The following is a 21004-nucleotide window of genomic DNA, read 5'->3' on the forward strand; positions in this document are numbered from 1 at the left end:
GGGCATATCATATGGCGCTCAGTTACAAAGCACGGCGAGGCTGGGCCCTGGTTATTCTGCTGATCGGGCTGCCGGTCTATATCGTGGCCGTCATTACAGTAAAGGATTGGCTTGATCGCCCATCTATTCTTATCGACCTACTGATTTATCTCTCCCTGGGGATTGTTTGGATCTTACCGTTCCGCTTTATCTTTCGTGGTATCGGCCAGGCTGACCCGGATGAACCGCAGGACTGACGGCGCCTTAAACCCCATCGTCCATACCGGATTGCGGACCTCGATCCAACAATGCCCCTCAAAACCCAAGGCGCGCCCGGCTAAGCCGCGCGCGCCCTCATACTCGTTACCCTACACACAAAATGCTGCGCCTAGTTGGCCGCACTCTGTGCCGACGGGATATAACGAGAGCTTTGAGAAACCGTGAACTCGCCACGGGTAACCTTGCGAATTTTGCCCTGCCGCAGCAATTGACCAAAGGCGCGCAGACTTTGTTCGCGGGTCGTCCCCTCAAAACCAGGCACCCCGATAGCCAGCGCCATGATGTCAGGATGAGTGAAGTGCTCATGCCCTTCCTCCATCACCAGATAGGCGGCGCCGCATTCCAAAAGATCCAGGAGGGAGGACGCCCGAGCACGGGACACGAAATCCTGGTAGCCTGCCGGATCGGCATGTATCGGATTGACCTCTGAACTGTCGGTATGATGGGCTGCCGCCTTTGCGATCCGCCGGGGCTGAGTCGGGAAAGACCGCTCTGCATCATCGTTGCTTGCCGCAGGTTCTGGAACCAACATCAGGGGCGATGGCTCCTGCGCCACAGGTGCATCGGCAGGCACGTGGTCCATCAAGGTGCTCTCATCCTCTGCGACCGCAGCCTCTGCATGGTCTTCCTCGGCCTCGTCACCCTGATCATCGGCATTGTCGAACTCAAAAGCATCGATCTCAGCAGGGGCCTCTTGGGGCTCTTCAGGGAGCAGATCGGTCGCCATGACACCGGCCACGGCAACGGCGTCATGGTCGATCTCATCGCCGGGCATGGCCGGGGCCTCTGGCTGAACCTCACCCTCCGCCAGGATGCGCGATGGCCGAACAACCTTTGCCAGATCGTCGCGGTATTGCTTTTCAGCACTGTCACCAGTGTCGATCCGGCCCTTGCCCTCGGCTTTCGTCGCCAGGACAGCGGCCTTCAGATGCGCAATGGCTGAGCGACGACGCTTGTTTTCAGGTCCGGCCAACTGGCTGTTGGTCCGGTCCAAAAGACGGTTCATCCGGTCCTCTTCTTGCTCACCGCGTTCCATAAAGGCGTTACGCCGTTCGGCAGCGGCCTCTGTTTTGGCCAGCTTCGCAATGATATCCTCGATCTGCGGTTCCGGTGTCTCGGTCGGCTCGGGTTCCACTGCCGACTTATCTGCATCATCCAGAAGCGCAATATGTTCGAACCGGGACGAGACACGCGGAGCTACAGCAGTGGTTTCACCGGTAAGGTCAGCGTCGTCATCGTCCTCGGCAGAGGTGTCGATATCTTCAACCAGGACGTCGGTGACGTTTTCATCCAAAAGACGCGCATCTTCTGGCTCGATCTCAACCTCGTCTTCCTCTTCCGTCAGCGCAGTGTAGCTGCGCGCGGCCTCATGGGCGGCGACCAACGCCACCTCCTCCGACACATCCTTGGGCTCTGGCGGTGTCCCCTCGGCAGCCTTTCGAGCGACATGGTCCAGCATCTCCTCGTCGGAGAGGTCCTCGCCTTCGCCGTCTTCCTTGTCCGTGCCAGACATCCCGATGGCGTCGGCCATCTTGCGGAAAGCCGTGTTGAAGGCAGATTTCTTTACAGTCGTGATCCGGGCCACATGAGGGGCCTGCGTCAGGTCCACATCCATCTCTGCCTCGGAAGGGTCACTGCCCCGTGGGTCGTCCGTGTTCGACTGATCGTCATCCGCCACAAGGTCACCGTGATCGACCGAAGTTGAGGTATCATTATGTTCCGGGTCTTCGATTTCGGCAAATGAGGTCGGCGCAGTCTCGCCCATCTCCATGGAGCTCTCATTGTTAGACGGATCAAACCGAACCTCCCGCGACAGCACATCGCGCAGGCGGGTCAGCTTGCGGGAGCGTTCAATGTCATCGGCAATCGTGTCGACTTCCGGCATGGTAAGGCTCGCCATCGACTTCGTGTCATCGGTATCGTCCGACATCTCAATATCGGCATCGACTTCCGAAACGGCCCCTTCGACGTCTGCAACGTCACAAAGCTGCGCATCCTCAGTCAGATCATCGGCGGCGATGATATCATCCGCGTCTGAACTGGCCCCCTCGATATCGGCCTCATTCACTGCATCGGCCGGGATGTCATCCGCTCCGGCGCCATCCAGATCAACGTCGATATCCGGTGCGACCTCGTCATCCAATTCAGCATCAGTTTCAAGATCGGTCTCGACAAAGACCTCAGCCGCGGTGAGCGCATCCTCATCACCATCCGCAACCATAACCGTATCGCCAGCTTCGGCGATCTCATCCTCATCGTCGTCTGCCTGGACCGACAACTCAAGAGAGGCTGGCAAATCGACGGGCTGATCATCTGTGAGATCAGATACCTCTGCGAGAGGCTCAATGTCATCTTCGACCGGTGCTTCCGCCTCATCACTCAGGCCAAGCTCAAAGTCGTAGATGTTGGCGATGTCCTCCACCAGCGGCTCGTCTTCGGCAGTATTCTCATTGGCCAGGTCAAACACGGGCTCATTAGGCGCGATATCTTCGTCCCGCTCGGCCTCAGGCTCTGTTTGTTCATCGATCAACTTATCGGTCGATACCGCATCATTTTCCGCGAACTCGCCGTCAGCGTCCTGATCCGCAACCACTGGATCAGTTTCTTCAGGCGGCAATAGATCAGTGCCATCAAAAATAAAATCATCGGAGAGCTGGGTGGCGTCATCCAAATCGGTGTCCCGCGGGGTTGCATCCCCCCAGGCGAAGGGACCAGCTACCCCGACAGCTTCGGCTTCATGATCGCCATGGGGATCATCCACAACTGCCAGATCTGCCAATTCAATATCAGCCTCGGTAGGTTCAGCGTCGGATGTTGGCGCAGCGCTCTCGACCACCACAAGTTCCAGGTTCGACGCGGACTCAGAAACGTTGCCGACCGCAACTCCGCCTGCTACGTTGCGCAAATGGATCGCACCGGCTGCAACTGTTGCATGGATGTCGCTGTCCGCATCATGATCGACCAACTGCTGCAGTTCCGCGTCCGAAGGGACGGTCATCGCCTCGTCAAAGACCACCGCTTGTTCGGAAAGGTCGCGGAAATAATCGGCGACTCGCCGCATGATAGCGACAGGATCATCAAATCCCTCAACCGTGCACGAAAACGTGCCATACGACACTGTCAGTATTTTGCCTGATCCCACCATTTACCGCTCGCTCCTGCCTTGACGCGCTTATTTGTTGTACCACGGATTGGTTCTGTGAAAGCAACAGAACTGGGATTTTACCGGTATCATTTCATGGCCGGAATGTGGTGACATTTATGGATCCCGCCACATTTGCCTAGGATGCCAATGATTATCCAAACCAATAACCATGTCACACTGGTCGGTGGGGGGGAGGTTACCCCCGCACAACTGACCGAATCCCTGACGCTGGCCCCTGTTTTGGTGGCGGCCGATGGCGGGGCGGGTGCGGCGCTCAAGGCGGGTGCCATGCCCCAGGCCGTGATCGGCGACTTCGACTCGCTGCAGCCTGAGATCCGCGACCTGATTCCGCCGGACCGACTCCACCATGTGGCCGAGCAAGAGAGCACCGATTTCGACAAAGCGTTGCGATCGATCTCTGCCCCGCTCATCCTGGGGCATGGCTTTCTCGGGCAACGGGTCGACCATGAATTGGCGGCACTCAACACCTTGATAACAAAGCCCGGTCCCCCCTGCATCCTGGTGGGACGACGAGACGTGATCTTTGCCGCACCCCCCCGGGTCGCGCTCGACCTGCCGCCGCATACGCGCTTTTCTCTATTCCCGCTCGCCGCCGTGACGGGGCGCTCAACCGGCCTTCACTGGCCCATTGACGGTATCAGCTTCATCCCGGGCGGCCCCATCGGCACCTCCAACCGGACCACCGGCGCGGTCATGCTGGATTTCGATCAGCCGGGCATGCTGGTCATCCTGCCGCAGGATCAACTGCCCGCTGCGATTGCAGCGCATGTTCCCGCCAAATGATGTAAAGCCCCGCGCTCATCACAATCCCGATGCCCAACACCGCCAGACCATCGGGGAATTCTGCAAATATCAGCCACCCGATCAACGCGGCCACCGGGATCTCAAGGTATTGCATGGGCGCAAGGGTCGCAGCCGGAGCAAACCGCAAGGACCAGGTCATGAACAAATGCGCCACCGTGCCCAACACACCCAGTGCCAACAGGATCCAGGTCATCTGACCATCGGGCCAGATCGGATCCAGATCTGCGATCCCGGACCCGTCCATCCAGATCAGGGGCGGCAACAGGATCACCAGCGCCATTCCCCCGCTGATAGTCTGAAGGCTTATCGGATCGGCCCGCCGCGCCACCAACCGCGTGACCAGCATGAACAGGGCAAAAACCAGCGCCACCGCCATGGGCAGCAATGCGGGCCAGCCAACCTCGACGAAACTGGGCTGCGTGACCAGCAATGTCCCACAAAACCCGATCCCACAAGCCACCAGGCGACGCGGCCCGACCTCCTCGTTCAAGATCAGCCAGCCCAGCAACAGCATGATGAACGGCATGACAAACGCGATCGCAACCGCATCCGCCAGGGGCAGGTAACGCAGGCTCAGAAACATCAGACCGATTCCCAGGATATGCAAAATCGTCCGCAATGCTGTCAGCCAGTAGCCCCGGCCATCCAGCGTCAGCCCGCCGCCCGTCCATGCCAACGGAAGCAGCAGCAGGAACTGCACGCCAAACCGGACAGCAACGAGTTGCAACAGCGGCACGTCGGTCCCGATCCACTTTGCCATACCGTCCCCAAGCGGGGCCATGATGCAAAACCCCAACATCAAAAGGATGCCCAAGGTGGGTCGATCCGCGGTCATTTCCCCCATCCTTCGCTCTGCATCTCGCGCAGCCGACTGGCCGTGCGCTCAAATTCAAAGCTGCCTTCGCCTTCGACATACAGAAATTCGGGCTTGGCCGCAGCCGAACAAATCAGCCGTACCCGTGCCTCGTAAAGCGCATCGATCAATGTGACAAACCGCTTGGCCTCATTGAAATTCGACCGGCCCAATTGCGGGATATCCTCCAGCACCAAAACCCGGCAGGCCTCGGCGACAGCCAGAAAATCCGCAGGCCCCAGGGGCAAACCGCACAGATCGTGAAAACGCGCACGCCCGACCCCGTTGCGATAGGCCGGTATCGTCACCTTGCGCCCTTTCACCGCCAGGTCCAGCGGCGGGGTCTCCCCCCGGGTCAGATCGGCAAAGATCTCGCGCATCACCGCGCGCGTCTCGCGGTTGGCCGGTGCGAAATAAACCTGCTCCCCTTCCAGCCGTCCTTGCCGATAATCCGTGTCCGACGCCATTTCGTGCACAACCATCCGCTGGTCCAGCAAATCGATGAACGGCAGGAACAACGCCCGGTTCAACCCGTCCTTGTACAGATCCCCCGGCACCCGGTTCGATGTTGTGACAACCGCCACACCGGCCGCGAACAGCCGCTCGAACAGGCGGCCCACGATCATCGCATCGGCAATGTCGGTGATTTGCATCTCGTCGAAATTCAACAACTGCGTCTCGGCGATGATCGCTTCGGCCACGGGCAGGATCGCATCCTCAACCTCGCCCTTGCGGGCCTCGTGCAGGGCGTCCTGCACCTCCTGCATGAAGGCGTGAAAATGCACGCGGCGTTTCTGCTCAATCGGGGCGACCTCATGAAAGAGGTCCATCAGCATGGATTTGCCGCGTCCCACACCGCCCCACAAATAGATGCCCCGCACTGGTTCCAGCGATTTGGAGAAAAGCCCGAACAGCCCCGCCTTTGGGGCAGGCCGCGCCTCCATATCCGTAATCAACCGATCAAACAGCGGTAAAACAGCTTCCTGAACCGCATCTGCCCGCAGATTGCCCGCCGCCACCTGCGCAGCATAAGCCTCGGCCATCAGTGACACGGTGCGCGTCCTTCCTATCGTTCGAAACCGTCATGCCGTCGGGCACCAGTTTTCCGGGCATACCGGAAAAAAGAGTGAAGGCAAAAGATGTCATATCAAGAATTGAAAGGACGCTCCCTCTTCCACCGTCAGGCACAGGCGCGCTAAAGCCCCAAAACCGATTTGACGGACCCTGCCGGGCCAAAGGACCAGTCAATGGGCTGGTTCTCGATCAGGAAAATGATCGAATTGTTCGGATTGAAATCGATCTGGTCCAACCGCTGGCGTACATCCTTAAACAACGCTTCTTTCTGCGCATCCGAACGGCCCGCCAACAGGGCAATCTCGATAATGATCGTCCCAGCCGGATCCCGGTTTCCCAAAAAAGTCGGGTGCAGGATCATGTCATCCGCCGCATGGCGCGACACAAGGCAAAAGTAATCATCCGGGTTCACCGCGCAGGTCTCCACAAGGCTGTCATGGAGCAGGTCGTTGATCACATGACAAGTCTCAACCGGCAGATCTTGTGGCACGTGCAGTTTGTTGAAGGGCATTGGCCACTCCTCGCAATTTGTTTTCAGGGGATGTCCCGGCAGAGCTTTTCCAGACCGGGTTGTGCTATCACAACATCCGGCCACCGCGACATCAGGAATATTGATGCGACACGTCAAAACCTTTGAATTGACGGCATTCTCCGCCGGCGGCACGGTCGCGCCATGACCAAATCATCGCTGTTCACCCCTGTTCTGATAGGCGGCTGCATCATAATGCTGATCAGCTTTGCCGTGCGCGCGTCATTCGGTGTGTTTCAGATCCCCATCGCGACCGAGTTCAACTGGCCGCGCGCCGAGTTCTCCCTCGCCATCGCCATTCAAAACCTGGCCTGGGGGATCGGGCAGCCGATCTTTGGTGCCATCGCGGAGAAAATCGGGGATCGCAAGGCCATCATTCTGGGGGCGCTGCTCTATGCGGCAGGGCTCGTTTTGTCCTCCTTTGCGGTGACACCGCAGGCCCATCAACTACTTGAAATTCTGGTTGGGTTTGGCATTGCGGGCACGGGGTTCGGTGTGATCCTCGCCGTGGTCGGACGGGCCGCATCGGATCAGAACAGGTCCATGGCGCTGGCCATCGCCACGGCGGCCGGTTCCGCCGGTCAGGTCGTGGGCGCGCCTGTGGCCGAATGGCTTTTGGCCTTCATGACCTGGCAATGGGTCTTCATCGCATTTGCCGCCATCATCCTGACTTCGCTCGCGGCCTTGCCCATGATGCGCACGCCACAGACCGCAACAAAGGCGGAGCTGGAGGAAAGCCTTGGCCAGATCCTGGTCAAGGCTTTCAAGGACCCGTCCTACACCATGATTTTCCTGGGCTTTTTCTCCTGCGGCTATCAATTGGCCTTCATCACCGCCCATTTCCCAGCCCTCGTGACAGAGATGTGCGGTCCCATCGCGCCCGGCAGCATGCTGCACAGCGCAGGCATCACAACGACATCGGCTTTAGGGGCCATCGCGATCTCCGTCATCGGCCTGGCCAATATCGCAGGGACCTTGGCGGCAGGTTGGGCAGGCAACCGGTTCTCAAAGAAATACCTGCTTGCCGGCATCTACACCGCACGGACCCTCATCGCCGCCGCCTTCATCCTGACGCCGATCACACCGGGCACAGTCATGGTCTTTTCCGTGGCAATGGGGGCGCTCTGGCTCGCCACCGTCCCGCTCACCTCAGGCCTCGTGGCGCATATCTACGGCTTGCGCTACATGGGTACGCTCTACGGCATCGTGTTCTTTTCCCACCAGTTGGGCAGCTTTCTGGGCGTCTGGCTGGGCGGGCGGATGTATGACCTGACCGGCGACTACACGGCCGTCTGGTGGATCGGCGTGGGCGTGGGGGCTTTCAGCGCCCTGGTCCACCTGCCCATCCGGGAACGTCCCCTCCCAAAAGGAACGGCCGCAGCGGCCTGACGGGTCACGGCCGCACCAGTGCAAAGGCAGCGATCTCTGCAACAATCCGATCTGCATCCGTGAATGGCAGCCCATGGCCAGCCTGGGGCAACACGATCTGCCGCGCCGCAGGGTTCGCTTGCGCCAAACGCGCCTGGGCCTCCAGGGGAATGACCGTGTCCGCACCGCCCCAAAGTGCCAGGACCGGCAGCCCGGTATTCGCCAACGCCGCGTGGGTATGCGCCTGATCACCCGTCAATGCGTGGCGTAAGCTCGACAGCACGGCTGGCATGTAGCCCCGCATCCGGGTTTCGCCGTCCATCACGTCCGCGATCCCGGGCACCTGGCTCGTTAAAAGCCGCGCATGCTCGGCCCCCCTGCGCAAACCAATCGGGCCAAACAGCACCATCAGCCAGTCCCCGACCAACGGCACCCGCATGCAAACCCCCGTGAACAGGTCGATCCGGTGGGCCAACCCGGCCGGGGCCAGCAGAACCAAGCGCTCCACCTCTTCCATGTACCGTGCGGCATAGGCGGTCGCGATGACGCCACCCATGGAATAGCCGACCACCGTGATGGGGCCCTTCACCGCTTGATCCGCCAGCAATTCGCGCAACTGACGCACAAAGAATGCCCGCGTCTGCGCATCGCGGGGCCGGTCCGACCCGCCGCGCCCATACAGATCATAGCTCAGCACCCGCGCACCCCGGGCGGCCAGCCCCACCGCAACCGCATCATAAACCGCGCTTGGCGTCGTCAACCCGTGGACCAGCACGATTACCGGCCCTTGGTCCGGCCCGAACCAGCGATAATGCGTGACACCCCGCGACAATTTCACCTGACAGCCCGGACCCCTGGCATGCCGCACCGGCTGTCGCACGACTTCCGCCACAACGGGCGCCAACATAATGGCCAGGATCACCGCAAACCAGATCACGCGTCCCTGACCGGTCGCATGTGGCGGCATCTCATAAGACTGTTAACCGCAGGAATGACCCAGAACATCGTGCCCTCTTTCACTCCCAAAGGTGCCGGTTAGCAGAGGGCTGTCAAGGACGTTACGCCCCCTCTGGCCAGCCGGTATATTCACGACATTCAATGCCGGCTGCATCTGAATTGGTTGAAATCATATCCAATAATATACGGCACCGCAGGATCTCGACATAAATCGTTAGATCGCATTTGACCTATAATAAGCCAACGAATTCACTTGCGGTTACCGTATTTTGGTCATGCTTCGCCCTTAAACCGAACGGCTAGTACAATATCCAGTTAAGGGATTAACCAGTATGATCGTCTACTCCCACCGTTTCCAAGGTGTCTTGCAGCAAGTTGTATTGGATCTTGGCCTGGGACTGACGCTGTCGGATTCCAATTCACCCGTCTCTCTTAAGGATAACGAGATCATGTTTTCCGATCTCGCCAATTCGATGAATATTGAAATGACCAAGGATCACGCGGGCCCCTCGGTCACCTATACGTTCAGGAAACGATCCTGACGCCCGGCGGCGCGGATCGGCGATAATGGCATGAGCGGTATACCCAAAGGTAAGGTTGGCGTCGGGCGCAGCAGGCGTGCGGGCGTTCCGTTGGCCCGCGCCAACCGGCTGGCTGAAAAGACGGCAGGTAAGGCTGCACCACGCGGAATGTGGCTGCTGGCCGCAACGCTTAGTGGTGCCGTCGCCATCGCGATTGTGGCCTTTGGATTTCTGGCGTCGGACAATGCGTCACCTACCACAGTGACGGAGGTCACCTCTCCTGCCAAGGCTGCGGCGGCCGTTTCGTCTGTGGCAGCTTCGAAAGACACGGATGTGCAACCGGATCAAGCGCCACCGGCTGAAGGGACCGCGCAGGCAAGGGTCGAACGCCCCCCAACCGTTAAGGCCGAGCCGCAGATCTTTCGCGCGGCATGCGTCACCGCGATCGAAGCGAACCTTCTGGCGTTAAAGGAAAAATCTCAAATCGCCGCATCGACGCCTTGGCCAAACAAACAAGATGAGATTGGAACGCTCATTCAATATGTCCTCGATTGCCCCGATTCCAGCATCGACATGGTCGGCAGCATGGAGTTGATCGGATCGGGTCTCGCAGATCTGCTGATCTCATGGGACAGGTTTGCCTTCACCCTGGAGCTGCGGACCGTTCCAAGAAATGCCCTGGCCGCGGTTGAGGCAGATGACCCCGCAGCCAGAGAAACGAACTACGCAGAGGATAACGAGCGACGTATCAGGTTTCTGATCCGGTAGCATGAGGGTGTTAGAATGGGCTTAGAGACCTTGGAAACCGCGCTGGCAAATCTGGCCAACTTTGATCTTCCTATTCCGGACGTGGTGGTGATCCTTGCTGCGGTCGCGCTCCTGGCCATCGCCAATATTGGCAGCGCGCGGCGCCAGCTCAGGATCAAGGCGCAGGTCACCGACCTTTATCAGGCGGAACTGACCCGAATGAGCCGTAAGGTACAGACAACGGAATCTCAATTGACCAAGGCGAAATCCGAGCTTGAGCGGGAGCGCCAAAAGAACCGGAGGCTTAAAAGGATATAGGCTCGTTTGCCATAACAGTCCTGGGAATGGGGAATGAACGTATTCCAGAACAGAACCTGGGCCATTATCGCAGCAACAGATGCCAGACGCGGAAACTGTCCTGACTTTGATTCAGATTTGTTCCTCTTAGCAGGCATTATTTCGCCATGTTCGTAGAAGAAAAACAATGAAGTGTTGGTAGCGGTACTGCGCAACCACTCGCGTCGTAAATGGGATATGTATTATGAATCTGACACGGTTAGTCTACTACAGCCAGCGCAACCCCTCTATCAGCATGAAAATGGATGCGTTGATGCAGACGTGTCACCGGAACAATTCAGCAATGAATGTCACCGGTATCCTGCATTATAACGGCAATGCATTTCTCCAGGTTCTGGAAGGCGGCCGGGCAGAGGTTAGTTCGATCTATCACAGGATTGCCGCGGATCCCCGCCACATCAACATCATCCTGATCAACTGTTCGGATGTGCGGGAGCGTCTGTTTCCAACCTGGTCGATGGGCCTGCATGAGGGGATGGATGACGCAACCAAGAACATTTTCCTGCGGTACTTCGCCAACAATCAGGTGAACCCGGAAACCGTCAGTGCCGAAAGCCTGCTTGACGTGTTGCAAGACCTCTCGGCAGAGCTGAACTAACCCACATTTCGCGCGTCCAGATGGCCGGGCGGTGTTGCGTGATCGCAGTCAGGACCGCCCGTCGCGTATGTATGGTATATGCATGCTTTGTGCATGGGATCTGCATCAGCTGCGTACGGCCCTCAAGGCCGTTTCAAGCGCATTGCGAAAGCGGGAGCGGTCGGCTTTGGTAAAGCTCCTACCGCTGCCGGGCCGCAAGGGATCAGCCTCACGCAGATCGGTCATAAGGTCCCGTGTCGCCAGCACATTTCCGATATTGGCCGGGGTCAACAGGTCTCCATCGGGCTTCAAGACCCGCGCGCCAGCGGCAACACAATCCGCGGCCAAAGGAATGTCGGCAGTCACAACGATGTCACCGGCCCCGGCACGCTCAGCAATCCAGCGATCCGCCACATCCAACCCAGCATCCACATAAATCATTTGTATCAAGGGGTTGGCGGACGGTCGCAGCCCTCCGTTGCAGACCATCTTGACCTCAACCCTGTGCCGCGTGGCCACCGCCTCGATCTCCGCCTTCACCGGGCAGGCATCGGCATCTACATAAATTACCGCCACAGGGCCGCCGCGTGAAAGGCGATATGTTCCTCCATGAAGGATGCCACAAAAAAATAACTGTGGTCATATCCGTCCTGCATTCGAAAACTGCCAGGCTGTCGACGCGCAGCCATGGCATGGGCCAAGGCTTCGGGTTTGAGCAGATCCAAGAACTGATCCGCGCCACCTTGGTCGATCAAGATCTCTCCTTGGTATCCAACGGCTTGCATTTGTCGTGTTGCATCGTGGCGCAGCCAGGCCGCTTCATCGGTCCCAAGGTAGGCCCCCAATTGCTTGCGCCCCCATTCCGATGCGGCCGGATTGGCAATCGGCGCGAAGGCTGACACCGATCGAAAGCGTCCGGGATGCGCCATCGCCAGGGTCAGGGCACCATGGCCCCCCATCGAATGCCCTGTGATGCCTTGGCGATCCGGGTCGAGGGCAAAGCTCTCAAACACTAAATCTGGCAGATCCATCCGCAAGTAATCCCACATATTGAAGTGTTCGGCCCAAGGGGATTCTGTCGCATTCACATAGAACCCGGCCCCCTGCCCCAGATCATAGGCCGCATCATCCGCCACATCCTGTCCCCGCGGGGACGTATCGGGGAAGATAATCGCGATCCCGTGCTCCGCCGCCCAGCCCTGCGCCCCGGCTTTCACCATCGCGTTTTCATGCGTGCAGGTCAGGCCAGACAGATACCATACGACCGGCACCGGAGCGTCATTGGCCTCTTCCGGCAGAAACAACCCAAAGGTCATGTCGCACGCGCAAGAGGTTGACGCGTGTGTATAGACGCCCTGCACCCCGCCAAAACAACGGTTTTCCAAAACGGTTTCCATCCTGGCCTCTCCCTATTATTCCGGCGGTTCAGCCCGCCCCCGCCACCCAGCCGATCACCAGCGATACCGTGACGATACTCGCAACCGTCGACATCAAGATCGAGGCTGACACCCGTGTTGGCGCTACCCCATAATGCTGCGCCAGAATGTAGACGTTGCCCGCCACCGGCAAGGCCGCAGCGGCAATCATCACGCTTGCGGCATAGGGTTCAACCGGAAACAAGACCAGCGCGGAAACAGCGACAGCCCCCGGATGCAGGACCAATTTGCAGAAACTCAGCCATCCCGCGATGCTGACCCGTTCTGCGCTTTTGCTGGCCAATGACGCGCCAATGGCAAACAACGCGCCTGGTGTTGCGGCACCACCTAGGATCGACAAGAATTCGTTCATGGGGCCCGGGATCGGCAACTCCAACCCTGACCACAGAAAGCCCAACCCGATGGAGACGATCATCGGGTTGCTGATCAACCCCCATCCGACTGTCTTGAAGACCCTCAACGACATTCGACCGTCGCGGCCGCCTGTGATCAGAATGACGATCAAGCTTCCGAAAATCAGCAAATCGACCGCCAGGACCAACATGACCGGACCGATGGCTTGCGGTCCCATCAACAGGACCAGCATCGGCACACCCAGAAATCCCACATTGCCGATGACAGCACATTGCGCTTCGACCGCCGCCTCCCCGACCGGCACGCGGCGTAGCAACGCAACGGCGGTCGCGATCAGATATATGACCGCGCTTCCCCACAGATAGGCCCCCACAAATGTCCAATTGAACACGTCCGACAGTGAGAGATTGGCGGAGAACTGGAACAACATGGCGGTCAGGGCGAAATAGAAGACGAACTTCGTGAGGGAGGCCGTCGCCTCCTCACTGAAAAATCGCGTCCGGCCCGCCCAGTAACCCAGCGCGATCAGCCCGAAGAAGGGCAATGTTTTCAAGAAAATCGCCAGCATTATCTGGCTGTTATCATGTCAGTGGGAGGGCGGCCAGAGATCTCAGTTTGGCGCTATGCCACAAAAGTAAACTCTTTGGTTCACTTTCGCCTTGAAAAGTGAACCAAAGGGTTTAGATCTGCTTTTGAACAAACTAGTTCACTTTAAGGAGATAAGATATGAAACGGATTGCTGTCCTTTCAGCCGCAGCCCTGATGGCCACCAGCTTTGCTGCACAAGCCGGTACTGTCGGGTTTGATCTGCCCCGCCTCGACTTTCCACAACCACCGGTTCCCACCACCCAGGGCACTGGCGCTCCGGCCCAGCTTCCCTCACGTTAAGGTGCCGGACGGGCGCATCGTCAACCACTGCCCTTGCTCAAAATGAACTGCGCGGTTTATAGTGAGGCTCTGCAAGGGGGAGGCATATGAACGCACCCACGCCCGAGATCAAACGGGGTCGCAAATTCGATCAGGTTTTGGAAGGGGCTCGTGGCGTCTTTCTCCAAGACGGATTTGAAGGGGCGTCGGTCGATGTGATTGCCCGCGAGGCCGGGGTGTCGAAGGCGACGCTTTACAGCTACTTTCCCGACAAGCGCCTTTTGTTCATGGAGGTCGCGACCCAGGAATGTCGGCGTCAGGCCGATTCGGCCTTGCAAGAAATTGACATGAGTTTACCGCCGCGCGTGGTTCTACGGGCCGCCGCCACTCGTATGCTGAAGCTCTTTCTGTCTGAGTTGGGGCGTGGTGTTTTCCGGATCTGCGTCGCCGAAAGTGACCGATTTCCCGAACTTGGGCAGGAATTTTACGACAGCGGTCCGCGCCTTGTTCGGGAAACCATGGTGACCTATTTCCGCCAGGCGATCGATCGCGGCGAGTTGCGGATCGATGATCTGGATCTGGCCGCAGATCAGTTTGCCGAACTGTGCAAAGCCGACATGTTTCCGCGCATGATCATGGGTGTTTCCACGGATTTCTCGGAGGCCGAAATTGACCGTGTGATCACTGGTGCAGTGGATCTGTTTTTGGCCAGATACGAGCGCGAACACAACGATTAAGCCCTTATTCACGCCCCTCTGCTAACCCTCATGACGGGTGCGTATACCAGGGGATATGTAATGGCCAACGATGGCGTCGCTCCGATCATTATCAAGCGCAAGAAAGTCAGCGGCGGTGATGGGCACCATGGTGGCGCATGGAAGGTTGCCTATGCGGACTTCGTGACCGCAATGATGGCGTTCTTCATGCTGATGTGGTTGCTCAACGCCACGACAGAGAAACAGCGCAAAGGCTTAGCTGACTATTTTTCTCCAACCATCCCGATCAATCGTGCGTCGGGCGGGGGTAATGGCGCATTTGGCGGTGATTCCATCTTTACCGAACAAACACTGGCCCAGGTGGGAACAGGTGCGTCCCAACGCTATCCCGGCATAGATGGGGCGTTTCGGGACTCGCCCCCCTCAGATGACGCCGAAGCGCAGCTTCAGGAGGCGGAAAGCCTATTGATGGGCCGTGGTGGCGAAAGCATGGTTTCGGAAAACGCCATGCGCCATGTCATCACCCGCGTGACGGATGAAGGTCTGATCGTGGAACTGTTCGACACCCCCGATCAGTCATTGTTCAAGGCGGGAACGAATGAACCAACGCCGGTCTTGGAAGAGTTGATCGCGATGATCGGCCGGGTTTTCTCCGTAGCCACGAATGACATCGCGGTGACCGGTCACAGCCGATCCCATGCCGTCGTTCTGGCCGACAACCCGGTTTGGACCCTGTCCGTCGAGCGGGCCGAATTCACGCGGGTCATGCTGTCTGAGACGGGGCTTGATATGCGCCGCTTTGAACGTGTGACGGGGTATGCTGATCGCGCCTTGGCAGTGGAGAATCCTATGTCCACCCGGAACAACCGGTTGGAGATCACGCTTCTTCGGGGCGATCAGCCGCCAGACATTTAGCGCTGATTTTAGTTGTTAGCCTGTCCTTAAGTCGAAGCGTTCACAAAGGTGGGGAGCTTTGCATCGAGCAGCAGAAAGGCGCTATCGAATGACCATCTCTTCCTCGTTGAATGCCGGCGTGTCCGGATTGAATGCAAATGCCAGTCGGTTGGCATCTATCTCGGACAACATCGCAAACTCCGCGACCTACGGTTACAAACGCGTCCGCACGGACTTTGCCTCCATGGTGACGTCATCGGGAACGGGCGCCTATTCGGCCGGTGGGGTTCGGGTCAGTTCCCAGCGTCTGATTGATCAGACCAGTTCACTTCTGACGACATCCAATGCGACGGACCTCGCGGTAAGGGGGCGCGGCTTTCTCCCGGTGACGACGGAAAGCTCTATCAGCACCGACGGTGCCGGGAGCACGCCGATGTTTCTGACAACGACAGGCTCTTTCCGCACGGATGCCGAAGGGTTGCTGAAGTCTCAAAATGGTCTCGTCCTGCTCGGATGGCCGGCCAACCCCGATGGGACCATCCCTGACAATCCGCGGGACACGGCTGACGCGCTGGAACCGATCCAGATCAATGTGAACCAGTTTGTGGCCGAACCGACAACGAAAATGACCCTTGGTGTCAACCTGCCTGCGGTCGATACACGCCACGATCCTACCGGTCAGGCCATCGTGCGGACCACACCTGTGGAATACTTCGATAACCTTGGCACGTCCCGGCAGGTTATCGTCACTTACACACCAGACGTCACCGTCGTGGGTGACCAATCAAATCAATGGACCATGACACTGCAAGACAGTGCGCAGATCGATCCAGGCACCGGCCAACCTCTTGTTATTGGTGAGTATTTCCTGGAATTCGACGAATCGACCCAGTTCGCCGGAACGCTTAGAACGGTAACGCAAGACCCAGTGAACCCGATCGGGGGCGCCTATGATCCCCTTTTGGGCACGTTCAGTGTTGATGTCGACCGCGGCCCGATTGAGGTGACGATCGGCGGCATCGGTGCCGGAGGTGGTATTACCCAGTTTGCCGACAGCTTCGCGCCGACCTCGATCTTCAAGGATGGTGCACCAATTGCAAACATGGTCTCGGTCGAAGTTGATGCGAACGGGTACGTTACGGCCAACTTTGACACAGGCATCAACCGCACAATCTATCAGATTCCCTTGGTCGATTTGCCCAACCCGAATGGACTGGTGGCCATGGACAATCAGACTTACCGAATATCAAATGAGTCCGGATCAGTCTTTCTCTGGGATGCTGGCGATGGTCCAACGGGTGAAATCATCGGCTTCGCGCTTGAAGAGTCCTCTACCGATGTAGCAGGCGAGTTGACCAGCCTGATCCAAACCCAGCGGGCCTACACATCGAATGCGAAGGTCATTCAGACCGTGGACGAGATGTTGCAGGAAACAACCAACATCAAACGGTAAAACAACCCGGTTGAACGGAGTATAGTCATGAGTTTCACGAGTTCCATGTCCAATGCGTTATCAGGTCTCACAGCCAGCGCACGGTCAGCCGAAATCGTGTCGGCCAACATCGCGAATGCGATGACTGAAGGATACGGAAAACGCGAAATTGTGCTGAACTCCCGCGCTGATGATCGCGCTGGAAACGGCGTTTTCATCACCGGTGTCAAACGCATTGCGGATATAGGTATCATTACTGATAGGCGCGGCGCTGAAGCAGGGCTCGCCCGGGCCGCCACGATCAGCTCGGCACTTTCGAAGATTGAAGATGTAACAGGTCTGCCTGGAGAGGCCGGTTCATTGGCGGACCGTTTCTCCAAATTTGAAACCGCCCTGATCGCAGCTGCCAGCCAACCTCAATCGGAGCCTCGTTTGGCCGCGGTCGTGCAGGCGGCCGACGATATCACGACCAAGTTTTCAGGGATCACAGATACGATCCAAGACATCCGCCAAGATGCGGATGCAAAGATCGCCAGGGAAGTTGATGGACTCAACACGGCGCTTAGCAAGGTTGAGACACTCAATCGCTCCATTTCACGGCTCAGCAATTCAGGCCGAGAAGCGAGCGCGCTTTTGGATCAGCGACAACAGATTATCGATAGCATCTCTGAGGTGATCCCCGTACGTCAGGTACAACGGGAGAAAGGCACGGTCGCCCTGTTCAGCCCGACCGGCGCAATTTTACTTGATGGACGCGCCGCCGAATTCGGTTTTTCGAAGGCTGGGCTCGTCACTCCGGCCCAGTCAATTGATAATGGCGGGTTATCTGGCCTCACGATGAACGGTCGCAGCATCGATGTTGCGAGGTCGGATAGTCTGATTGATGGTGGGCGTCTATCCGCTTTGTTTGAGACGAGAGATCGCGTTGCCCCTTCTGCCCAGGCTGATCTTGACGCAGTTGCCCGTGACCTGATCGAACGCTTTCAGGATCCTGTCATTGATCCGACCCTTGCCATAGGAGATCCGGGATTATTCACGGATCTTGGTGCCACCTTCGACCCGGTGAACGAGTTGGGAATTGCGGGACGCCTCAGTTTGAATGATGCCGTGATCGAAGATGCCGGTGGCTCAGTCGTTGCGATCCGTGACGGGTTGCAAGCCGTCAATCCGACTGAGGTTGGCGATGCCAGCCAAATCAACGCCTTGATTGCCGGGTTTGGCGGAGATCGCACACCAGCAACCGGACCCTTTGCCGGCATCGCTCGCAAACCAACGGAGTTGGTGGCCGATTTTTCATCCACGGTCTCGACAAACAGACAGATTTCCGAAGGCGATGAACTCTACAATAAATCTCGGGTCGATACACTCAAGCAGCAGGAACTCGCTGGCGGTGTGGATACCGACGACGAATTGCAAAAGTTGCTGCTCGTCGAAAAAGCCTATGCCGCAAATGCGCGCGTCATCTCAACGCTCGACGAAATGCTCGACAGCCTGCTGAGGATTTAAGCCATGTCCGCAATCTCACTGGGTGATCTCGCCCAAAGCTTCGCAATGCGACGTCAAAACACCGCGCTGAAAACCGAACTGAATTTAATTACGCAAGAGATCGGTAGTGGTCGGGTATCCGATTTGGCCAAAGAAGTGCGCGGAGACTTGAATCCGATCACCGGGATTGAACACGATCTCTCCAAATTGGAGGCTTACGGCAACGCAATCACGGAAAGCGGCCTATTCGCCTCAACCCTCCAGAATGCGTTGGGTGTTGTCCAATCCGAGACACAGGATCTGGCTAGTTCCTCCATCGCCGCTTCCGAAACATTGAATGGTGCGATGGCGGGCGCAGCCGGAACGGACGCATATCAAACCTTCAAGACTGTCATATCGGCATTGAACACGAACATCGGTGACCGCTCCATTCTCGCAGGAATAGCAACAGATGGACCAGCATTGGCCGAGCCCGATGATATTCTTGATGCGCTTGCGATAACAATAAGTGGGGAGACGACAGCAGCGGGAGTGAGCGCCCAGGTCGATGCTTGGTTCGCTCCAGCTGGTGGATTCGAGACAGTAGGCTATCAGGGCTCAAACACTGCGTTGTCACCCGTTCAAATTGGTCCGGGACGTTCGGCTGATCTGAACGTCACCGCGCTTGACGACAGGATCATTGATACCTTGAAAGCTCTAGCTTTGGGGGCATTGGTAGAAAGCCGAACACCAACGCTAGCACCGCAAGAGCAACTGGGATTGATCGGTCAGTCAGGGCTTGATCTTACCGCGGCCCAAACCGGCTTGTCGACTTTACGCGGGGAGGTCGGATCAGTTGAGGCGGCAATCGAGGATGCGCGTCAAAGCAATCAGACGGAGAAATTCGGTCTGGAGTTGGCACGCGCTCAGATCGTCGAAGTTGACCCATACGAACAGGCCACAAAACTTCAGTCCGCTCAAAGCCAGCTAGAGGCGCTTTATGCGGTCACAGCGCGCCTGTCTCAGCTTTCTCTCACGAATTATCTAAGATGATCAGGTTTATCTTCATTATGCTGTTAACCTTAATGGCATCGAACGCATCCACCGCGCCGATCCGGATCAAGGATCTGGTGGAATTCGATGGTGTCCGAGGCAACGATCTGATCGGATACGGATTGGTTGTGGGTCTGAATGGAACCGGTGATGGTTTGCGCAATGCCCCATTCACCGAGGAAATTATGACAAACATCCTGGAACGGCTGGGCGTCAATGTAACTGGTGAACAATTCCGGCCCAAGAATGTGGCCGCTGTCTTTGTGACGGCAACCCTCCCGCCATTTGCACGATCAGGTAGCAAGATCGATATCACAGTTTCTGCCATTGGTGATGCAAACAGTTTACTAGGCGGCACTTTGGTGATGACCCCCCTGACCGCGGCTGATGGCCAGATATATGCCGTCGCGCAAGGTACGGTGATAGCAGGCGGGGTATCTGCCGAAGGTGATGCAGCGACCGTTGTGCAGGGTGTGCCTACCGCGGGCGTCATTCCATCCGGTGCGCGTATCGAGCAGGAGATTGATTTCGATTTCGCCTCACTGACTTCGGTGCGCTTGGCGTTGCGAACCCCGGATTTCACCACTGCCGAGCGAATTGAAGCAGCGATAAACCAACGATATGGTCGCCGAGTCGCACAGATGCTGGATGCGGGGACTGTCGAGTTCAATATCGGTGGTGCGCAGGCGCGATCTCCAGCCCATGCCATCGGCCAAGTCGAAAACTTGCTCGTCGAACCTGAACGAAGAGCCAGGGTGGTCGTCGATCAGCGTTCCGGAACGATCGTGATGGGTGAAGACGTGCGCATCTCTCGCGTCGCTGTATCTCAAGGTAATCTGACCTTGCGGATCGAAGAAGCGCCGGTGGCAGTACAACCCAACCCATTTGCACGCGGAGAAACGGTGGTGGTGCCACGCACCAACGCTGCCATTGATGAGGAACCCGGAATTGGCCTCGCGGAGATTCCAGCTGGCACCTCCCTCTCCGACGTAGTGGCCGGCTTGAATGCCCTAGGCGTTGCCCCACGCGACATGATCGACATCCTAAAGAGCATAAAGGCCGCAGGAGCACTACATGCAGAATTCATCGTGCGTTAAGCCCCAATCCGATGCCGCCGATCAAGGACATGGGAGTTTTATTGGTTTTGTTATGATACTTTGGATCATCTTGCGTCGAAAAACGACTTGGATTTTCAATCCCAAAGCTAAGTACGATCAAAGTGGGTTCTAGAGGCCGCTAATTTGTAAAAGATCAGATTTGATGTGAGGGACGCGTCAGTTTACGTTGCTTGGAACGGTTTTTGCATTGTTCGATTGACCGTGCGACAGGATTTTTTGCCGCTGGTGATGTGTTAACGTTCTGCGGAAGATCTATGAAATTGTTTTCCTGCGGCAACGCCGCCCCAGAGGGAGGTGGCTATTCGGTGTACTTGGCCAGCCAGACATCCAGATCGATTGACCTGCTCCCCTGAAATGTCCGGTGTTTTTGGTTAGCCTGTTCTCCAAGAAGGAGACAGATGATGAAGAGAAGCCGTTTCAGTGAAGAACAGATAATCGGGATATTGAAAGAACATCAGG

General features: G+C 57.5%; 22 protein-coding genes. 14 read left to right on the forward strand and 8 right to left on the reverse strand.

Annotation, left to right across the window (positions count from 1 at the left end):
* Positions 1-11: 11 nt before the first annotated feature.
* Complete coding sequence (locus IU397_RS19915; RefSeq protein WP_204417097.1) at positions 12-236, forward strand: DUF2842 domain-containing protein; 225 nt, start codon at positions 12-14, stop codon at positions 234-236.
* 131 nt (positions 237-367) lie between these two features.
* On the opposite strand, the gene IU397_RS19920 is transcribed toward IU397_RS19915, so the two are convergent.
* On the reverse strand, positions 368-3403 hold the full coding sequence (locus IU397_RS19920) for a hypothetical protein (RefSeq protein ID WP_204417099.1): 3036 nt from the start codon (positions 3401-3403) through the stop codon (positions 368-370).
* 147 nt (positions 3404-3550) lie between these two features.
* On the opposite strand from IU397_RS19920, the gene IU397_RS19925 reads away from it, so the two are divergent.
* Positions 3551-4207, forward strand: coding sequence for a thiamine diphosphokinase (locus IU397_RS19925; protein WP_239479941.1), 657 nt, complete (start codon positions 3551-3553; stop codon positions 4205-4207).
* On the opposite strand, the gene IU397_RS19930 is transcribed toward IU397_RS19925, so the two are convergent.
* The 3 genes from IU397_RS19930 to IU397_RS19940 form a co-directional block, all read right to left on the reverse strand.
* Entirely contained in the window at positions 4149-5063 is a 915-nt protein-coding gene (locus IU397_RS19930) for a DMT family transporter (RefSeq protein WP_204417102.1), read from the reverse strand. The two genes, IU397_RS19925 and IU397_RS19930, sit on opposite strands and share 59 nt — an antisense overlap.
* The gene (gene zapE, locus IU397_RS19935; RefSeq protein ID WP_370541739.1) at positions 5060-6133 is read right to left on the reverse strand and encodes a cell division protein ZapE; all 1074 of its coding nucleotides are present in this window, start codon (positions 6131-6133) and stop codon (positions 5060-5062) included. Before zapE ends, IU397_RS19930 begins: the two co-directional genes overlap by 4 nt.
* 143 nt (positions 6134-6276) lie before the next feature.
* Positions 6277-6666, reverse strand: a complete 390-nt coding sequence (locus IU397_RS19940; RefSeq protein ID WP_204417103.1) for a tautomerase family protein — start codon at positions 6664-6666, stop codon at positions 6277-6279.
* 162 nt (positions 6667-6828) lie between these two features.
* Here IU397_RS19940 and IU397_RS19945 point away from each other — a divergent pair, with 162 nt between their 5' ends.
* Complete coding sequence (locus tag IU397_RS19945; protein WP_204417104.1) at positions 6829-8073, forward strand: MFS transporter; 1245 nt, start codon at positions 6829-6831, stop codon at positions 8071-8073.
* Between the two features lie 4 nt (positions 8074-8077).
* Here IU397_RS19945 and IU397_RS19950 read toward each other — a convergent pair whose 3' ends face one another.
* Positions 8078-9019 (reverse strand): alpha/beta fold hydrolase, encoded by a 942-nt coding sequence (locus IU397_RS19950; RefSeq protein WP_239479942.1) that lies wholly within the window; start codon positions 9017-9019, stop codon positions 8078-8080.
* A 322-nt stretch (positions 9020-9341) separates the two neighbouring features.
* On the opposite strand from IU397_RS19950, the gene IU397_RS19955 reads away from it, so the two are divergent.
* The 4 genes from IU397_RS19955 to IU397_RS19970 all read left to right on the forward strand — a co-directional run bounded on the left by IU397_RS19955 (position 9342) and on the right by IU397_RS19970 (position 11232).
* On the forward strand, positions 9342-9551 hold the full coding sequence (locus tag IU397_RS19955; protein WP_204417105.1) for a hypothetical protein: 210 nt from the start codon (positions 9342-9344) through the stop codon (positions 9549-9551).
* Positions 9552-9581: 30 nt separating this feature from the next.
* Positions 9582-10298, forward strand: coding sequence for a hypothetical protein (locus IU397_RS19960; RefSeq protein ID WP_204417106.1), 717 nt, complete (start codon positions 9582-9584; stop codon positions 10296-10298).
* Positions 10299-10328: 30 nt separating this feature from the next.
* A complete protein-coding gene (locus IU397_RS19965) occupies positions 10329-10595 on the forward strand; it encodes a hypothetical protein (RefSeq protein WP_204417107.1) in 267 nt (88 codons plus the stop codon).
* Between the two features lie 223 nt (positions 10596-10818).
* Positions 10819-11232 carry a BLUF domain-containing protein gene (locus tag IU397_RS19970; protein WP_204417108.1) on the forward strand — a complete coding sequence of 138 codons (414 nt, stop codon included), beginning with the start codon at positions 10819-10821 and terminating at the stop codon, positions 11230-11232.
* Between the two features lie 105 nt (positions 11233-11337).
* Here IU397_RS19970 and IU397_RS19975 read toward each other — a convergent pair whose 3' ends face one another.
* Genes IU397_RS19975 through IU397_RS19985 form a run of 3 tightly spaced genes read right to left on the reverse strand, consistent with a single transcriptional unit; the run spans position 11338 to position 13569 of the window.
* Positions 11338-11787, reverse strand: coding sequence for a YaiI/YqxD family protein (locus IU397_RS19975; protein ID WP_204417110.1), 450 nt, complete (start codon positions 11785-11787; stop codon positions 11338-11340).
* On the reverse strand, positions 11778-12608 hold the full coding sequence (fghA, locus tag IU397_RS19980; RefSeq protein WP_204417112.1) for an S-formylglutathione hydrolase: 831 nt from the start codon (positions 12606-12608) through the stop codon (positions 11778-11780). The genes IU397_RS19975 and fghA overlap by 10 nt, the downstream gene beginning before the upstream one ends.
* Positions 12609-12636: 28 nt before the next feature.
* Entirely contained in the window at positions 12637-13569 is a 933-nt protein-coding gene (locus IU397_RS19985) for an AEC family transporter (RefSeq protein ID WP_204417114.1), read from the reverse strand.
* 158 nt (positions 13570-13727) lie between these two features.
* Between IU397_RS19985 and IU397_RS19990 the strand changes: the two genes are divergently transcribed.
* From IU397_RS19990 to IU397_RS20020, 7 genes are all read left to right on the forward strand, one after another.
* Complete coding sequence (locus IU397_RS19990) at positions 13728-13889, forward strand: hypothetical protein (protein WP_204417116.1); 162 nt, start codon at positions 13728-13730, stop codon at positions 13887-13889.
* A gap of 86 nt (positions 13890-13975) precedes the next feature.
* The gene (locus IU397_RS19995) at positions 13976-14605 is read left to right on the forward strand and encodes a TetR/AcrR family transcriptional regulator (protein ID WP_204417118.1); all 630 of its coding nucleotides are present in this window, start codon (positions 13976-13978) and stop codon (positions 14603-14605) included.
* Positions 14606-14665: 60 nt separating this feature from the next.
* Positions 14666-15499: a flagellar motor protein MotB gene (locus IU397_RS20000; RefSeq protein ID WP_204417120.1), complete on the forward strand. Its 834-nt coding sequence runs from the start codon at positions 14666-14668 to the stop codon at positions 15497-15499.
* Between the two features lie 88 nt (positions 15500-15587).
* A complete protein-coding gene (locus IU397_RS20005; protein ID WP_204417122.1) occupies positions 15588-16931 on the forward strand; it encodes a flagellar hook protein FlgE in 1344 nt (447 codons plus the stop codon).
* Positions 16932-16958: 27 nt separating this feature from the next.
* Positions 16959-18416 carry a flagellar hook-associated protein FlgK gene (flgK, locus tag IU397_RS20010; protein ID WP_204417123.1) on the forward strand — a complete coding sequence of 486 codons (1458 nt, stop codon included), beginning with the start codon at positions 16959-16961 and terminating at the stop codon, positions 18414-18416.
* 3 nt (positions 18417-18419) lie between these two features.
* Positions 18420-19427, forward strand: a complete 1008-nt coding sequence (locus tag IU397_RS20015) for a flagellin (RefSeq protein ID WP_204417124.1) — start codon at positions 18420-18422, stop codon at positions 19425-19427.
* Positions 19428-19444: 17 nt separating this feature from the next.
* Positions 19445-20524, forward strand: a complete 1080-nt coding sequence (locus IU397_RS20020) for a flagellar basal body P-ring protein FlgI (RefSeq protein WP_239479943.1) — start codon at positions 19445-19447, stop codon at positions 20522-20524.
* The last annotated feature ends 480 nt before the right edge of the window (positions 20525-21004 follow it).

Origin of the sequence: Actibacterium sp. 188UL27-1 (assembly GCF_016901225.1) — a bacterium.
In the GTDB taxonomy this organism is placed as follows: Bacteria; Pseudomonadota; Alphaproteobacteria; order Rhodobacterales; family Rhodobacteraceae; genus 188UL27-1.

Bases quoted from the DNA above. Each gene is read 5' to 3' on its own strand.
- IU397_RS19915 (WP_204417097.1), top strand. From the start codon at position 12: ATGGCGCTCAGTTACAAAGCACGGCGAGGCTGGGCCCTGGTTATTCTG.
- IU397_RS19920 (WP_204417099.1), bottom strand. From the start codon at position 3,403: ATGGTGGGATCAGGCAAAATACTGACAGTGTCGTATGGCACGTTTTCG.
- IU397_RS19925 (WP_239479941.1), top strand. From the start codon at position 3,551: ATGATTATCCAAACCAATAACCATGTCACACTGGTCGGTGGGGGGGAG.
- IU397_RS19930 (WP_204417102.1), bottom strand. From the start codon at position 5,063: ATGACCGCGGATCGACCCACCTTGGGCATCCTTTTGATGTTGGGGTTT.
- IU397_RS19940 (WP_204417103.1), bottom strand. From the start codon at position 6,666: ATGCCCTTCAACAAACTGCACGTGCCACAAGATCTGCCGGTTGAGACT.
- IU397_RS19945 (WP_204417104.1), top strand. From the start codon at position 6,829: ATGACCAAATCATCGCTGTTCACCCCTGTTCTGATAGGCGGCTGCATC.
- IU397_RS19950 (WP_239479942.1), bottom strand. From the start codon at position 9,019: ATGCCGCCACATGCGACCGGTCAGGGACGCGTGATCTGGTTTGCGGTG.
- IU397_RS19955 (WP_204417105.1), top strand. From the start codon at position 9,342: ATGATCGTCTACTCCCACCGTTTCCAAGGTGTCTTGCAGCAAGTTGTA.
- IU397_RS19960 (WP_204417106.1), top strand. From the start codon at position 9,582: ATGAGCGGTATACCCAAAGGTAAGGTTGGCGTCGGGCGCAGCAGGCGT.
- IU397_RS19970 (WP_204417108.1), top strand. From the start codon at position 10,819: ATGAATCTGACACGGTTAGTCTACTACAGCCAGCGCAACCCCTCTATC.
- fghA (WP_204417112.1), bottom strand. From the start codon at position 12,608: ATGGAAACCGTTTTGGAAAACCGTTGTTTTGGCGGGGTGCAGGGCGTC.
- IU397_RS19985 (WP_204417114.1), bottom strand. From the start codon at position 13,569: ATGCTGGCGATTTTCTTGAAAACATTGCCCTTCTTCGGGCTGATCGCG.
- IU397_RS19990 (WP_204417116.1), top strand. From the start codon at position 13,728: ATGAAACGGATTGCTGTCCTTTCAGCCGCAGCCCTGATGGCCACCAGC.
- IU397_RS19995 (WP_204417118.1), top strand. From the start codon at position 13,976: ATGAACGCACCCACGCCCGAGATCAAACGGGGTCGCAAATTCGATCAG.
- IU397_RS20000 (WP_204417120.1), top strand. From the start codon at position 14,666: ATGGCCAACGATGGCGTCGCTCCGATCATTATCAAGCGCAAGAAAGTC.
- IU397_RS20005 (WP_204417122.1), top strand. From the start codon at position 15,588: ATGACCATCTCTTCCTCGTTGAATGCCGGCGTGTCCGGATTGAATGCA.
- flgK (WP_204417123.1), top strand. From the start codon at position 16,959: ATGAGTTTCACGAGTTCCATGTCCAATGCGTTATCAGGTCTCACAGCC.
- IU397_RS20015 (WP_204417124.1), top strand. From the start codon at position 18,420: ATGTCCGCAATCTCACTGGGTGATCTCGCCCAAAGCTTCGCAATGCGA.
- IU397_RS20020 (WP_239479943.1), top strand. From the start codon at position 19,445: ATGCTGTTAACCTTAATGGCATCGAACGCATCCACCGCGCCGATCCGG.